This is a genomic window from Clostridium sp. AM29-11AC, from assembly GCF_003480545.1.
GTDB lineage: Bacteria > Bacillota > Clostridia > Lachnospirales > Lachnospiraceae > Otoolea > Otoolea saccharolyticum_A.
Genome location: NZ_QUJI01000019.1, coordinates 50,833 through 65,423 on the forward strand (window position 1 = coordinate 50,833; position 14,591 = coordinate 65,423).

At 49.2% G+C, this 14,591-nt stretch carries 12 protein-coding genes and 5 tRNA genes; 3 read left to right on the forward strand and 14 right to left on the reverse strand.

What is annotated here, in order from left to right; genetic code table 11:
* Positions 1 to 61: 61 nt before the first annotated feature.
* The 3 genes from DW757_RS13360 to DW757_RS13370 all read left to right on the forward strand — a co-directional run bounded on the left by DW757_RS13360 (position 62) and on the right by DW757_RS13370 (position 3,018).
* Entirely contained in the window at positions 62 to 286 is a 225-nt protein-coding gene (locus DW757_RS13360; RefSeq protein ID WP_118751940.1) for a DUF2508 family protein, read from the forward strand.
* Positions 287 to 426: 140 nt separating this feature from the next.
* Positions 427 to 2,400 (forward strand): 1,4-alpha-glucan branching protein GlgB, encoded by a 1,974-nt coding sequence (gene glgB, locus DW757_RS13365; RefSeq protein WP_118751941.1) that lies wholly within the window; start codon positions 427 to 429, stop codon positions 2,398 to 2,400.
* Between the two features lie 237 nt (positions 2,401 to 2,637).
* Positions 2,638 to 3,018: a heavy-metal-associated domain-containing protein gene (locus DW757_RS13370; RefSeq protein ID WP_015544548.1), complete on the forward strand. Its 381-nt coding sequence runs from the start codon at positions 2,638 to 2,640 to the stop codon at positions 3,016 to 3,018.
* Positions 3,019 to 3,192: 174 nt separating this feature from the next.
* Here DW757_RS13370 and rsmI read toward each other — a convergent pair whose 3' ends face one another.
* The 14 genes from rsmI to DW757_RS13440 all read right to left on the reverse strand — a co-directional run bounded on the left by rsmI (position 3,193) and on the right by DW757_RS13440 (position 14,432).
* The gene (gene rsmI, locus DW757_RS13375) at positions 3,193 to 4,071 is read right to left on the reverse strand and encodes a 16S rRNA (cytidine(1402)-2'-O)-methyltransferase (RefSeq protein ID WP_008397128.1); all 879 of its coding nucleotides are present in this window, start codon (positions 4,069 to 4,071) and stop codon (positions 3,193 to 3,195) included.
* A gap of 18 nt (positions 4,072 to 4,089) precedes the next feature.
* A complete protein-coding gene (locus DW757_RS13380; protein ID WP_182433309.1) occupies positions 4,090 to 4,842 on the reverse strand; it encodes a tRNA1(Val) (adenine(37)-N6)-methyltransferase in 753 nt (250 codons plus the stop codon).
* Between the two features lie 42 nt (positions 4,843 to 4,884).
* Positions 4,885 to 5,793 (reverse strand): stage 0 sporulation family protein, encoded by a 909-nt coding sequence (locus DW757_RS13385; RefSeq protein WP_015572892.1) that lies wholly within the window; start codon positions 5,791 to 5,793, stop codon positions 4,885 to 4,887.
* 4 nt (positions 5,794 to 5,797) lie between these two features.
* On the reverse strand, positions 5,798 to 6,787 hold the full coding sequence (holB, locus tag DW757_RS13390) for a DNA polymerase III subunit delta' (RefSeq protein WP_015544550.1): 990 nt from the start codon (positions 6,785 to 6,787) through the stop codon (positions 5,798 to 5,800).
* Between the two features lie 207 nt (positions 6,788 to 6,994).
* On the reverse strand, positions 6,995 to 7,678 hold the full coding sequence (locus DW757_RS13395) for a guanylate kinase (RefSeq protein WP_118751942.1): 684 nt from the start codon (positions 7,676 to 7,678) through the stop codon (positions 6,995 to 6,997).
* Between the two features lies 1 nt (position 7,679).
* On the reverse strand, positions 7,680 to 9,299 hold the full coding sequence (locus tag DW757_RS13400; RefSeq protein WP_347559994.1) for a decarboxylase: 1,620 nt from the start codon (positions 9,297 to 9,299) through the stop codon (positions 7,680 to 7,682).
* A gap of 158 nt (positions 9,300 to 9,457) precedes the next feature.
* The gene (locus tag DW757_RS13405; protein WP_015572889.1) at positions 9,458 to 11,395 is read right to left on the reverse strand and encodes a hypothetical protein; all 1,938 of its coding nucleotides are present in this window, start codon (positions 11,393 to 11,395) and stop codon (positions 9,458 to 9,460) included.
* Positions 11,396 to 11,699: 304 nt separating this feature from the next.
* A complete protein-coding gene (locus DW757_RS13410) occupies positions 11,700 to 12,722 on the reverse strand; it encodes an MBL fold metallo-hydrolase (protein WP_118751945.1) in 1,023 nt (340 codons plus the stop codon).
* Between the two features lie 193 nt (positions 12,723 to 12,915).
* The gene (locus DW757_RS13415) at positions 12,916 to 13,674 is read right to left on the reverse strand and encodes a M15 family metallopeptidase (RefSeq protein ID WP_008397137.1); all 759 of its coding nucleotides are present in this window, start codon (positions 13,672 to 13,674) and stop codon (positions 12,916 to 12,918) included.
* Between the two features lie 162 nt (positions 13,675 to 13,836).
* A tRNA-Lys gene (locus DW757_RS13420) sits at positions 13,837 to 13,909 on the reverse strand.
* Between the two features lie 80 nt (positions 13,910 to 13,989).
* Positions 13,990 to 14,062 (reverse strand) — tRNA-Phe (locus tag DW757_RS13425).
* Positions 14,063 to 14,121: 59 nt separating this feature from the next.
* Positions 14,122 to 14,195 (reverse strand) — tRNA-Met (locus DW757_RS13430).
* 59 nt (positions 14,196 to 14,254) lie between these two features.
* A tRNA-Tyr gene (locus DW757_RS13435) sits at positions 14,255 to 14,336 on the reverse strand.
* Between the two features lie 23 nt (positions 14,337 to 14,359).
* Positions 14,360 to 14,432: transfer RNA gene (locus DW757_RS13440), tRNA-Thr, on the reverse strand.
* Between the last annotated feature and the right edge of the window lie 159 nt (positions 14,433 to 14,591).

The window sequence follows — 14,591 nt, forward strand, 5'->3', positions numbered from 1 at the left end:
CGTTTCTGCACATATTTTTTCTTTTTTCCAGCCATACTAGGCTTCAAAGGAGGAAAAATACATGATTAAGACAAAAACAAAACATGAAGCAAAGGCCGGAGGAAAGCCTACTGCGATGACTGTGAAGGATGAGCTGCGCCGGATCATGGCCGAAATGGACTGCGCCAGAAATCACTTTGATCAGGCAGTTGATCCGGTGCTTATCGACTGCTATATTTACGAGATCAACGCAGCCCAGCTGCGTTATCAGTTTCTCCTGCGCCGAATTAAAAGCCAGGAACTTTAGAAGAGCTTTCATCTCTTATCAAAGCTGGCTCACAGGGGGACACTGATTATCCAAACAAAAACTATGGCATTGGCAGGACTGTTACCGGATGCCGGATTCTTTCATGTCCTGCAGGCCTGTATTTCAGGGGGAACTTAGTTATGAACACAACAACAGATACCAAATCTTTTGGCAAGGACCAGTACATGAAAAAAACGGCCGGGCAAAAGACAAAAACTTCAAAAGCAGGAATGGGATTTTTTGGTGAACTCGACCTCTACCTGTTCGGTGAGGGACGCCATTACCGTCTCTATGAAAAGATGGGAGCCCACCCTTACACCTACCGGAAAAAAGCCGGCATGCACTTTGCCGTATGGGCGCCTCACGCACAGTCCGTAAGCGTAGTAGGGGATTTCAACGGATGGAATCCCGAAAAAAATCCCATGAAAAATATCAATGGACAGGGAATTTATGAGGCCTTTGTGCCTGATTTAAAGGAGGGCGAGCTCTATAAATACGCTGTCACCACCCAAACGGGCTCTCTGCTCTTAAAATCCGATCCCTTTGCCTTCAGCGCTGAATACCGGCCGGGAACTGCCTCTGTAACTTCTGACATTACAGGCTTTTCCTGGAGCGACTCCGCCTGGATGGAAAAGAGGAAGCAGACAGACCCTGTCAAGGCTCCCCTCGCAATCTACGAGGTTCATCTGGGGTCCTGGCGAAAAACTATCCGCCCGGAGCGGGACAACTGCTATACATACAGGGAGGCAGCCAAGGCCCTTGCAGACTATGTAAAGCATATGGGCTATACCCATGTGGAGCTTATGGGGATCGCAGAGCACCCCTTTGACGGCTCCTGGGGCTATCAGGTGACCGGCTATTATGCTCCCACCTCCCGCTACGGTACTCCCAAGGACTTCATGTACCTTGTAAATTATCTCCATAAAAAAGGAATCGGCGTTATTTTAGACTGGGTTCCCGCCCATTTTCCCAGGGACGCCCACGGGCTTGCTGATTTTGACGGGGAACCCCTCTATGAGTACGCAGATCCCCGCAAGGGAGAGCATCCCGACTGGGGTACAAAGGTATTTGATTACGGAAAGAACGAGGTCAAAAATTTCCTGATCGCCAACGCCCTCTACTGGATCGAGCAGTACCACATAGACGGACTGAGGGTGGATGCAGTGGCATCCATGCTCTATCTGGATTACGGCAGAAAGGACGGGGAGTGGGTTGCCAACCAGTACGGCGGCAATCAGAATCTGGAAGCCATCGAATTTTTCAAGCATTTAAACAGTGTTCTGACAGGGAGAAAGGACGGCTGCATGATCATCGCCGAGGAGTCCACTGCCTGGCCGAAGGTCACGCACCGGCCGGAGGAGGACGGACTTGGCTTTACCTTCAAGTGGAACATGGGCTGGATGCACGATTTTCTGGAATACATGAAGCTGGATCCCATTTACAGGAAATTTAACCACAACCACATGACCTTCGGGCTTACCTACTCCACCAGTGAAAACTTCATCCTCGTTCTCTCCCACGATGAGGTTGTCCATTTAAAATGCTCTATGATCAATAAGATGCCCGGCATCTACGAGGACAAATTCGCCAACCTGAAGGCAGGCTACACCTTCATGCTGGGCCATCCCGGCAAAAAGCTGCTGTTTATGGGACAGGATTTCGGCCAGTTCCACGAGTGGGATGAAAAGGTATCTCTGGACTGGTATCTGGCTGACGAACCCCTCCATGCAGATCTTCAAAGCTATGTAAGGGGCCTTCTCACCCTCTATCGGAAATACCCCTGCCTGTCCCGCCTGGACAATGACTACGCAGGCTTCCAGTGGATCAATGCCAACGACGCTGACCGAAGCATTTTCAGCTTCGTACGCCGGGATGAAACGAAGAAGAAAAATCTCCTCTTCATCATCAATTTCACTCCGGTGGAGAGGGCGGATTACCGGGTAGGCGTGCCGAAGCTGGGCAATTTCACCCTGGTTCTGGACAGCCATCACGGATATTATGAGAAAAACGATGACGTGCACGTTTACCGCTCCAAGAAGGGAGAGTGCGACGGCCAGCCCTACTCCTTCTCTTATCCGCTTCCCCCCTACGGGACGGCCGTGTTCCGCTTTTAAGAGATGGAATATTCCCTATTCCTTCCGCTGTCCATTTTCGCCGTCTATTTCCGCTGTCTATTTCCACTTTCCCACTGTCTATGGACAGATTCAGGGCTGCCGCTTCTGCGGCGGCCCTTTTTCCTGCCCTCCAGCTTCCTTCTCCCCTTTCTTCCCTCTTGACACAGCATGTCCGCTGCAGGTATAATAGCAGAAAGTTAGCATTAACTAACCATTGTGTAAAGGAGGTCTTTTGCCATGTCAGGAGGAACGATTTCAACGGCTGTCATCTGTGTCATACTGGCCGTCATCTGTATTTTTTCTGTAAAGAAATACAGAAAGAAGCTCACCTCCGGCTGCTGCGGTGCAGGCGGGGAGGGAACAGTCAAAAAAAGGAGAGTATCGGATCGAAACAAAGCCCATTATCCGTACACAAAAATCCTGAAAATTGACGGCATGTCCTGCGGAAACTGCGCAAACCGGGTGGAAAATGCATTAAACGCCCTTGACGGAGTCTGGGCCTCTGTGGATCTGGGAAGCCAGGAAGCCCTAGTGCGGATGAAGCAGCCCACAGACCCGGAGCTCTTAAAAAATGCCGTCAGAAAACAGGGGTACACCGTCATCCGGATAACTGATTAAAATAAGAATAATTTAGCCAGCATTGCGAGTGCTAAGATGAACATTCCTATCTGTCTGAACTGAAAGAGCGGGGCGGCCTCTCCTCCCATTCATCCAGGAGAAAAGGGGAAGTTTCTTTGTGACTTTCATCGGAACAAAAAAACTTCCCCTTTTCTCCCCACTTCCCCTCTTCCCCTACAGAAGCGCCTGATAAACCTCTCTCTTGCTGATCCCCCGATCCTTGGCCACCCGCTTCATGGCCTCTTTTTTATCCATCCCCTGTGAGAGATACAGCTCCATATGCTCCTCGACGGTCATCTCCTCAAACTCCTGCTGCTTCTCCCGGTTCACCTGGTCAAAGGATTTTCCTTCGATGACTACCACGCACTCGCCCTTAGGCTCATTCTCCTTATAAAATTCCAGAGCGCCGGAAAACGTGGTGCGAAAGGCCTCCTCATAGCGCTTTGTCAGTTCCCTGCAGACGGTGATATTCCTCTCCCCCAGAGCAGCCGCAAGCTCTGAAAGCGTCCTCACCAGATGGTGGGGAGCCTCGTAGACAATGATTGTCCTAGTCTCCTTCTTCAGCTCCTCCAGAATCCACTGCCGTTCCTTCTTATCCGCCGGCAGAAAGGCCTCAAAACAGAAACGCCTGGTGGGAAGACCGGAAATAGTCAGGGCTGTGATGCAGGCTGCAGGCCCCGGAAGAGAGGTGAGGGGAATCCCCGCCTCATGGCACTGGCGCACCAGCTCCTCCCCGGGATCGGAGATCCCCGGTGTCCCCGCATCCGTCACCAGCGCCACCGTTACCCCCTTCTTCATCTGATCCACCAGGTACCTGGCCTTCTCCACCTTGTTGTACTCATGGTAGCTTGTCATAGGAGTCTTAATCTGAAAATGGTTCAGCAGCTTGATGCTGTGCCTGGTATCCTCCGCAGCGATGAGATCCACGTTTTTCAGAGTATCCAGCACCCGAAGGGTAATATCGTCCAGATTGCCGATGGGAGTGGCGCACAGGTACAGCTTTCCCGTCCCTGCCTTTTGTGTCTTTTCACTCAGAAGAGCCTTGTCATCCATCTTCCGTTCCCTCCTCTTTTAATACCCGTAGATATCATAAATCTCATCCATGTAAACCCTCGGTTCCCGGTACACGATCAGCGGCTTTTCCACCTTTATCATGGAACGCCCCCCCTTCACCGCCTCTATAAGAACCATGTTGGCATCCTTGTCTACAAAGGGGTGTACGAGCTTCATCCTCTTTGGCTCCAGCTTATACTTCGTAAATGCAGTGATAATCTCAATGAGCCTGTGAGGCCTGTGCACCATATAAAACCGGCCTCCCGGCCGGAGCACCTTCGCTCCCTCCCGCACCACGTCCTCCAGGGTGCAGAGCACCTCATGGCGGGCAATGGCCTTGGGAAGATCCGGATTTTTCAGCCCGTGGCTGTCGTTCATATAGGGAGGATTTGATGTCACCACATCAAAAGAGGCAGCACCGAAAATCCGGCCTGCTTCTTTTATATCTCCTGTCACAATCTCAATTTTCCCCTCCAGGCCGTTGAGCCAAACGCTCCTTCTTGCCATCTCGGCCATGTTCTCCTGGATTTCCAGCCCAGCAAAATAGCTGCCCTCTGTCTTGGCTTCCAGAAGGATGGGGATAATCCCCGTCCCCGTTCCCAGGTCGAGAGCCCTCTCCCCCGGCTTTACCGACGCATATCCAGACAGAAGCACTGCATCCATTCCAAAGCAGAATGCCTTTTGGTTCTGGATGATCCGGTAGCCATTTCTGTGAAGATCGTCGATCCTCTCATCCTCTCTCAGTTCAATCTCTCTTTTCTCTGTATTCAAGTCCTGTCCCTTCCTGAGTCTTTCACGAAGTTTTCACCTGGATCAGTTATTGTCCAGCTTGGATTTTCCTTCCCTCTTTTCAAGGGCCTCCAGCTGCTTTAACTCCGCATCCACATTTACCTTTTCTTTTCTGCGCTTCGGTCTGAATTTCAGGCGTTTTACCGGGTATTCCCGGATCTCCTTTTCGTCCTTTCCCACTGTCACCACTACCTTTACCAGCTGGCGCAGCACACTTACGCTGTGGACCTCTCCCTTGAGGCCGTCGTCCGTCGTCACATAGTCGCCGATTCCCGGCAGCTTGCTGTTTAACTCCTCGTAGGTTTCCTCCTCATTTTTCAGACAGCACATCAGCCTGCCGCAGACGCCTGAGATCTTTGTGGGATTTAAGGACAGATTCTGTTCCTTGGCCATCTTAATAGAGACGGGGATAAACTCTGACAGGTAGGTATGGCAGCACAGGGGGCGTCCGCAGATTCCGATTCCTCCCATGATCTTTGTCTCATCTCTGACTCCGATCTGGCGAAGCTCAATCCTGGTCTTAAACACGGCAGCCAGATCCTTTACAAGCTCCCTGAAATCGATTCTGCCGTCAGCAGTAAAGTAAAAGAGCACCTTATTGTTGTCGAAGGTGTACTCCGCGTCAATGAGTTTCATCTGAAGATTGTGTTTTTTAATCTTTTCCAGACAGATGCCGAAGGCCTCTTTCTCCTTTTCCTTATTCCTACGCTCTGTCTCCTCGTCCGCTGCCGTAGCCATACGGATCACGGACTTTAAGGGCTGAACGACCTTGGACTCGTCCACCTCCCTGCTGCCGAGAACCACATGGCCAAACTCAATACCCCTGGCTGTTTCTACAATTACGTGATCTCCCGTGTTGATCTCCATTCCGGCCGGGTCGAAAAAATAAACCTTTCCCGCCGTCCGGAACCTGACACCTATTACCTTTATCATCAATCTAATTCTCCTTCATTGTTAAGAGCATAAGCTCAAGGGCGAGCTCTGTATTTACATTGGCCGCCAGCCTTGCCTTTGCCTTGTCAATGGCATTCAGAATGGTCTCAAGCCCCTCATAGGAGCTGTTCTGGCAGAGCTTGCTGACGGTTGTATATTCCTCCTTAAAAATCAGGCAGTTCATATCCTTTGTCACCTTGTACATCAAAATGTCCCTGTACCAGAGCTGCATGAAATCCAGGCACTCGTCCAGATCGAGGTTTTCCTCCTGCATCTTCTTGATGTAGTCGAGAAGCATGACAAGATCCATCTCCTTCACATGCTTTAAAAGGTTCAGAATCTCCCTGTAAAGCAGCTTAAACTCCTCTGAAGACGCCAGATGAATGGCCTTTCCCAGATTTCCTCTGGCAAATGCCGCATAGATATCCGCCTGGCTCTCCCCGATTCCCATGGATTCCATCAGATAGCTGCTGACGGTCTGATCCTTTAATGGTCTCAGCTTCAGCTTAATACACCGTGACAGGATGGTCGGCAGAAATGCCTCCTCGTTGGTGGTCATCAGAATAATCACCGCATAGGACGGCGGCTCCTCAATGGTCTTTAAAAGGGCGTTCTGAGCCTGAACCGTCATTTTCTCCGCCTCGTCCACCAGATAGATCTTGTAGGCGCTGCTGTAGGGCTTAATCTGTATGGTGTCATTGAGCTGCTCCCGTATATCGTCAACACCGATGCTGTTTGGCTTTTCATGGGTGACCCAGATCACATCCGGATGGTTCCCGCTCAGTATCTGTTTGCAGGAATGACATTCCATGCACGGTTCCTTATCACTTTTTTCACAGAGCAGCGTCATGGCAAATGCCTTAGCTAATGTCTTCCTTCCCATCCCCTGCTCGCCCGAAAGGATATACGCATGGGAAACCTTGTGGTATTCGATTGCTTTCTGAAAATGATCCTTTATCATTTCATGTCCGATAATATCTTTAAAGCCTGCCATGATTCCTCCTGAAGAAAATGTTATGCATAGAAGCTGCGCATTAAAGCCGCTGTCTCTTCTCTCACTGCCTGTACGGCTGTCATTTCGTATCCTCCTGATACAGACTTTCGCGGTCATTATACCATCTCGACTGACGTCTCGATGGGCCGCTCGTCAAATGCATGCTCATGCAAGCATGGCATGCGCTTTCCTCGCTATTATATCACACTATCCCTTTTGAGGAAAGCGAGAATAAAAGGGAAACCCTGTTATCCTCTGGGCCAGATCGTCTAAACACTTTTCCAGCTCCCGGTTCTCATATCTGTCCCGCGCGGTGATTCCGGCTTCAGCCAGCTTTTCCTCTGAAAAATCCTCCTCGTCAGCCAGAAAACGGCGGCACAGCTCCGCATATCGCGGGCATTTCTGCTGTTTTTCCCGGTTCAGAGCCCGTTCAAGCCGTTCTCCATCCTCCACCTCAATATAGAGGGGGACTGTATTCTCCCGTCCAAAGTAGCTGCGGATACTCTGGTAGGATTCAAGCGTTCCTATCATCAGAATGTTCCCCTCCCTGAGATCAATCTGCCCGTCATCGACGGTTGCATAGCTCCAGGGGCCGTACATCGTATGATAAGTTCTCTTTTCAATCACCTTTCCCATTTCCCACATCTCCTGTAAGGAGGCCTCATCTGTAAAATGGTACTCTGCCCCCTCCTTTTCTCCCTCCCGCATAGGCCGGGTTGTATAGGGGATAATGGTTTTCAGCTCCGGAATACTTTCCAGCAGCTTTTTGTAAATGGTATCCTTTCCCGAAGCGCTCTTTCCCATCACAAAGTAGATTTTCCCGTATTCGTTTCTCTCCTCTTCTCTTTGTCCTCTTCCCTGTTCTAATTCAGTTCCTGTTTTCTGCTTCATCTTATCTTTCCATCTGTCCTTCTTTACCGTTCTTTTCAACCGCTTCCCTGACTGCAGTGTCCACTGTCCCGTCCTCATAAATTCCCTCCACAGTCAGGCCCAGCCTTCTGTTGGAAAGAATCATCTGAAGCGACTCCCTGGAAATCTCCTCACCGGGAACTATGGCCGGAACTCCTGGCGGATAGACGGTGAGAAATCCTCTGCTCACAAGTCCTGCTGCCTGCTCCAGGCGAATGCGCCTGCCAGGCCGTCTGATAGCCTCAGACATATTCATCCTCACCTCTGTATCTCTCGTCCAGGTAAAGAGCCGGCTGTCCTGCGCAGCCAGCTCTGCCCCTTTTTCATCCTCCCTTTTGCTTTCCTCTGTGCCTTCCCTTTTGTTCTCTTCTGCCGCTTTTTCACATAACTCCCTGTCGATCGTACACAGAGCCTCCATCAGCCGCAAAAGTCCTTCCTCGCTGTCCATCAGGGAGGTCATAAAAATCACATACCTGTCGCAGCACATTTCCGGTTCCAGATGAAACCGTTCTCTTACCTCTGCTGCCAGCCAGGTTCCATTGTATCTTTCCCGGCCGCCGTTCTCTTCTGCAGTCTTCTCTCCAAGTTCTCTCCTGACATGGGGTCTTATGCCCACCACCAGCTTTGACAGATCCCTGTCTGCTGCAGCCTTGCGCCCGATCACAGAATCGTCAAGGATCCACAGGCATTTCCATTCCTCCGCTCTCTCCATCCACTGCTCCAGACGCCTTCCGTACTTCTCCAGGCGTTTTCTTCCCTCCAAGTCCATATACTGAATACAGTTATCGATGGAAGCCATCAAAAGATAGGAGGGGCTGGAGCTCTGATACACTCTCAGATAAAATTCCAGGCATTCCCTGTCAATGCGGCTGCCTCTTATATGGAGCAGAGCCGTCTGCGTCAAAGAGGGAAGTGTTTTATGCACACTCTCAATCACCACATCCGCTCCCAATTCCAGCGCAGAGCGCGCAAACAGCCTCCCCTCTCTCCTGCCTTTTCCCGTCCCTTCTCCAAATGCAAGATGGGCGCCGTGAGCCTGATCTACAATCAGAGGAAGCCCGTATGAATGGACAGTCTCTGCAATGCGTTCCACATCCGACACAATTCCCTCATAGGTGGGAGAGGTGAGAAAGACAGCTCCTATCTCCCTCTTCCCCTGCTCCTTCAAAATCCTGTCTATCTCCTCGGCAGAGATCCCTCCCTGAATTCCATATTCCTCAAAGATCTCAGGATATACATACAGGGCCTTCAGTCCCCTGAGCATCACTCCATGGTAGGCTGACTTGTGAGAATTCCTTGCCATCAGGAGAGTTCCTCCCTCGGGCACCGCCGCGCTGATGGCTGCCAGAATTCCGCAGGTGCTGCCATTGACCAGATAATACGTCCTGTCTGACCCGTAAATCTGAGCCGCCTGCTCCATGGAGTCTCTCAAAATTCCCTCTGCGTGGTGAAGGTTGTCAAACCCCTCGATCTCTGTAATATCCACAGAAAACGGATTGGGGAAGGAAGTTATCCCCAGCTCCTGCCTTCTTTTATGTCCCGGCATGTGGAAGCCATAAAAATCTGACCTTCCATATTCCTCCAGTCTGTCAATCAGACGCATATTCCTGCTCCTTCCAGGTTCCTGTTTCTGTTTATTCCATGACAGCAGCCCTGCCCCGTCTGGCGTTTCGTCTCTCATGTTTCCTCTGTTTCTTTATCTATTCTCAATCTATTCTTATCTATTCTTTATCTAATCTTTATCTCTTTCTCATCTCTTCTCTACCACTTTACCAGCGATGCCTCTGTACTTATATCCCGGATCACTCCCGATGTACTGTCATACGTACATTCGTGGTAGAAACAGTAAATATCATCTCCCTGGGCAGCTACAAAGGACAGTCTGTCATTTCCGCTGTTTCTCGGAATAGAATCCTCGATAATTCCCATCTGTCCGTCCTCCATAATCGCACAGATATTCCCGTGAATCTTCCCGTCCACCGTTTCAGAAATATATTCCCCGAAAATCATGTTTTCTTCCCTGTCCGGGTACATGGCTGTGATCACACCCTGGAACAGGCGCCCCACCTTCTCCTGGGCCATGGTATCCAGATTTGCCCTGTAAATCTGGCTGTACTGTACCCCGTCAATATTTTCCATGCAGGCGCTGTAGTAAAGCCAGCTGCCAATGATGCAGAAGCTGTCCGTGTATATGCCGTTCTGAGCAACCAGCGCAGTCGAATCACTGTCAATGGCTTTTTTATAAATTTTTCTGTCCATTCCGCTTCCATACAGGTAGTATAATTCATTCCCATAAATCTGCTGGGCAGGCCTTACTGCTGTCACAGCATTTCCATCCATCGTATAGACCATGTCCCCGATGTGAAGTTCTCCGTTTTCATCTGGCTGAGCCGGCTCTCCGTCCTCGTACACAAACACAATCTGTCCATCTTCCAGAGCCGGCAGCAAAATTTCCCCCTCTGCATAATCTGTCTCTCCCTCGGAAACACAGTTCAGTCCATTCTCATCCATATAAAACAGAGTATCCCCAAAAGCAAAATACTCACCCTGAGTTTTGACCATTCTTTCCTTTCGCGCTTCTCTCATGCCAGTTCTGAATACAGAATTTCCCTTTCGGTAATACACCCAGTCCTCTGTAAACTGAAGTCCGTCATTATCTAAAACAGCACTGTCTGTAAAAAGCTCTGACTGATTTTCCCCATCTCCATCCGCCATATAGGCTGTCCTCTTTATCTGCTCAGAATTGGGAATCTGATAGCTGCACACATAGTAAAGACTCTGGAAACGAAAATCTGCCCATTCCACATGGCCGTTTCGGATGACGCACTCCTCCTTCTGACCGGGAATTTTCCGGTAAATGTCCCCATCCCTTACCGTATACTTAGTTTCTCCGTCATAAAAGATATTCTGGGAAGCTTCTGTCTGCCTGTTTCTCTCAATTCCCGTCAGCTCTCCGTCCTCAAAAATCAGACGCTGCCTTCCCAGAAAGAGTTCTCCCGTCTCCATCCCGCCTTCCTCAGAATCAACTAGAAGCCTGTCCCCCTCAAGGCGAAATGAAACAGCCTGGTCCTCCTTTCCATCCATGTTCTCTGTTTTATTTTCACTATCCGGCGCTTTTCCATCACTTGTGCCGTTCTCCCCTGCTTTGTAGATGCCCTCTGATTCAGTCCCCTCTGAAACAGTATCCTGTACTCTGTTATGTTCATCAATAAACTGGATTACTCCCCTGTACAGGATAAATGCGGCAATCCCGAGCACCACAAACATCAGAGTCACCCGTACAAAGCTCTTTACATATTCTCCCGGGGAGCTTTCCTCCTTCTCCTCCACAGCTTCATCCTTCGAAATTCCCGCCTTTTCCTCCACCGTCATCCAAAGCTCTGCAGCCATATTTTCTGAAATTTTTTCCGGATCACTTCCAGGCTCAGACTCAGATTCCGGCGCCATCCCCGCATGGTGAAAGACAAGCTCCCTCAGGTAGTTTCTAATAGCCTCCTCAGACTCCGGAATCGTCTCTCTCTGGCCGAACAGTTCAGCATAAGTAATAATTACCAGATCTCCTGCTTTCTCGTGTCCCTGGGCCTCACAGGCAGCCTGAAACACATCCTGGACAGTCAGAATGTAGAAATTTTCAAATTCTTCCGTCTGCCCCATTCTCACCTGAGCCGCCGTCCGCTCAAGCAATGTCTGCTTCTTCATAAAAACTTCCTCCTGCCAAACACATCCCATCACAGGCATTCCCTCAAACAGTTATTGTAATTATTTTAAGGTAAAACTCCCTTTTTTTCCACCGTTTTTCTGAAAATAAATCGCACAGAAACGTCCCCTCCCCTTCCTGAGCAGTAAATCCTTCCTTGTTTTTCAGCCTCCTGTAAAAAAAGCAGGAATGTCCTGCCCGGGTATCTGTCATACCAGGGCAGGATATTCCTGCATGTCATTCTTTTACTTCTTTTTTGCCTCTTATCTGCATATCAGAGCTGCATGTCCCGGTACCATTCCATCCTTAACGGAGCACCTGATCTCCGTCCTTGGCAACATAATTTCTCTGGACTCCTATCCGCTCCATCCATGCCCGTGTTTTCATCGTATTGTAGGAACCTGCGCCTGCCACTCCGTCCTTCATATTGTCCCAGAGCCAGTCCGGAGCAGGCCAAAAGCAGATTTCCGGATGGAGAACCTGATAAAGATTCTCCCCCACTCCGTCCTGGCCGTGGTGTGCCATCTGAACAACATCCGATTCCAATTCATTATAATTCCACATGCGAATTAACCTGGTTCCCGGCTCCCATCCCAGATCCCCGAGAAACATAATCCTCTTCCCGTTAATGTCAATCCTGTAAACCACTGAGCTGTTGTTAAATGTACTGTACTCTGTGTAAAACGGCTCATTCATCACGGTAATTCTGGCGTTGTCCACCCAGAATTCCTGCCCCTTTGAGAGAGGAGTATGCAGCTTTTCCGGAGCTGTCTTTGAAAATGCAGCCATCAGATTATCGTAATCTGACATGCGCCCCATATTATCGCCCTTCTCATACTGTTCCCTGGACAAGAAGGAGTAGTAGATGCTGTCAATCTGCACTGGAACGGGATTCCTGTTTAAAATATTTGTCAGAGCTCCGATATGGTCACTGTGGGGATGCGTGATCAGCCAGGCAGACACCCTGCCTCCCATAGACTGAATCGTCTCCACCAGATGATCTGCATCCTGATCAAGCCCGCCGTCTATGACAATGACCTCCCCGTTATTTGTCTGAAGCAGAAACGACATATTCTGGCCGGAAGTCTGAGAAGCCAGCATTGTAAGCGCTGCTCCTCCCAGATACGCCTCCTCCTTAGAGTCTGTAGCCGAGCCGACAGCCGGCTGTCCAGGCTGTTGCCCCTGCTGAATGGCCTCGATCAGCAATCCGTTTTCATCAGCCCTGCTCTCCCCGGCCGGCACTGCCAGAAACATCATAAATGCCGCCATAAACGCGGCCATCAGCCTTTTTCCTCTATTTTTCAGTCTTTTTTTCAGGTTTTCTTTCATCTTCCATCCTTTCTGATTCCCATCTTCTGTCCTTTCATGAGGTTTATCTAACTGCGATTATATCAATAAGCATGGAATAAAACAACTTAACAAATTCTGACGATTTTCTTTTCCCGCCATCTCTTTCTGGTTTGCTGTTTCCATTCCCTTTAATTCTTTTTCTCGCATGCATCCCATTCATCCTGTCTTCACTTTACATAATGTATCTATGCCTGTCAAAATCATACTTTGACACAATTTTCAGGGCCCCCCTGTCATCTGTCACCATACATTTTCCTTCGTTGGAATCATGCTCAGGCCAGAGAAAGAAATACTGGCCTTCTGAATCTTTCTGAAGTCCAGTCAGCATATAACCGTCCCTGTCAAACAGATACCAGGCACTGTTTCGTTCCATCCAAAACCATCCATCCTTTGCATAGGAGCCATCTGAATACTGGTACCACCAGCGAATGCCGTCCTGGGCCATCTTCCAGCCCTCATCTGCCTTTTTCGGCCAGGTCGCCATAAATGCCTTGGGATTTTTATAAGTTTTCTTCAATTCTTTCGTTGTGCTTCCCCAATCCGGCAGATATAAATGAGGTTTATCCACAATACTCGTCCATCTGCCTCCCCATCCGAGACCCAGCTTCTCTGCCACAGAAGCTGCCCTCTCAAACATTCCCGTAGAATCGTTGAAGGCATCATCTGTTACAGCTCCATTTCCGTTAATATCCATTTTTAGAAAAAAATCAAAGGCAATCCCCCATTGGTGCTGTGAGGAATAGCTGCTCCCTTTTGCATTTGTAACAATCGGCCCAGGTTTTGTCCTGCCCTGCTCATACAGCGCATCCTGCTCCTTTACAGTCCTGAGCGTTTCCCCAATCTCCACAATAATCCCCTGATCCAGACACTCCTTCTGCCACTGAGTGGCCAGATGCTGAAGTCTTGGATGACATAATGTGATATCTCTCATGCAAGTTTCCTTTATTATCATATATCATTTTACATATCATATTCAGTCTGTCCAAAAATGTTATCAGGTCTTCTTTGCGTTTGGCAGTCTCCAGTCAGTTTTTATCATAACAAAAACAGCGGAAAGCCCTTATTTTAAAGGCTTCCCGCTTATTTTCAAGGATGAGGCATCGGGGATTCGAACCCCGGACAACTTGATTAAAAGTCAAGTGCTCTACCGACTGAGCTAATACCCCGGAAATATTATTGAAATGACAAGCTTCGTTTCAAAACGAATGTTTTGTTCTAAACATACATTCATAAGCAAAAAAATAAATGCCCAGAACCGGAATCGAACCAGTGACACGAGGATTTTCAGTCCTCTGCTCTACCAACTGAGCTATCTGGGCATTTTCCTTATGCACCTTCACCAGACAGATGACTCCGTCTAAAAAAATGCATAAAAAAATTGCGGGGGCAGGATTTGAACCTACGACCTTCGGGTTATGAGCCCGACGAGCTTCCAGACTGCTCCACCCCGCGTCATTATTTACATTACTATTATATACAATAAGTATCAAAATATCAATACTTATTTTAAATGGATGGAGGTGGATTCGAACCACCGAAGCGTGTCGCAACAGATTTACAGTCTGCCCCCTTTGGCCACTCGGGAATCCATCCATATGAAATTGGCTTTCGCCTAGAGCCGATGATCGGACTCGAACCGATAACCTGCTGATTACAAATCAGCTGCTCTGCCAATTGAGCCACATCGGCATAATGCTTATATGCAGCTGATTTGTAATCAGCTTGCTCTGCCTACGATTGACTCGCTTCACTCCTCAATCGTCATGAATTGAGCCACATCGGCAAATGAAATGGGGCCTATAGGGCTCGAACCTATGACCCTCTGCTTGTAAGGCAGATGCTCTCCCA

Bases quoted from the DNA above. Each gene is read 5' to 3' on its own strand.
- DW757_RS13360 (WP_118751940.1), top strand. From the start codon at position 62: ATGATTAAGACAAAAACAAAACATGAAGCAAAGGCCGGAGGAAAGCCT.
- glgB (WP_118751941.1), top strand. From the start codon at position 427: ATGAACACAACAACAGATACCAAATCTTTTGGCAAGGACCAGTACATG.
- DW757_RS13370 (WP_015544548.1), top strand. From the start codon at position 2,638: ATGTCAGGAGGAACGATTTCAACGGCTGTCATCTGTGTCATACTGGCC.
- rsmI (WP_008397128.1), bottom strand. From the start codon at position 4,071: ATGGATGACAAGGCTCTTCTGAGTGAAAAGACACAAAAGGCAGGGACG.
- DW757_RS13385 (WP_015572892.1), bottom strand. From the start codon at position 5,793: ATGATAAAGGTAATAGGTGTCAGGTTCCGGACGGCGGGAAAGGTTTAT.
- holB (WP_015544550.1), bottom strand. From the start codon at position 6,787: ATGGCAGGCTTTAAAGATATTATCGGACATGAAATGATAAAGGATCAT.
- DW757_RS13395 (WP_118751942.1), bottom strand. From the start codon at position 7,678: ATGAAGCAGAAAACAGGAACTGAATTAGAACAGGGAAGAGGACAAAGA.
- DW757_RS13400 (WP_347559994.1), bottom strand. From the start codon at position 9,299: ATGCGTCTGATTGACAGACTGGAGGAATATGGAAGGTCAGATTTTTAT.
- DW757_RS13405 (WP_015572889.1), bottom strand. From the start codon at position 11,395: ATGAAGAAGCAGACATTGCTTGAGCGGACGGCGGCTCAGGTGAGAATG.
- DW757_RS13410 (WP_118751945.1), bottom strand. From the start codon at position 12,722: ATGAAAGAAAACCTGAAAAAAAGACTGAAAAATAGAGGAAAAAGGCTG.
- DW757_RS13415 (WP_008397137.1), bottom strand. From the start codon at position 13,674: ATGAGAGATATCACATTATGTCATCCAAGACTTCAGCATCTGGCCACT.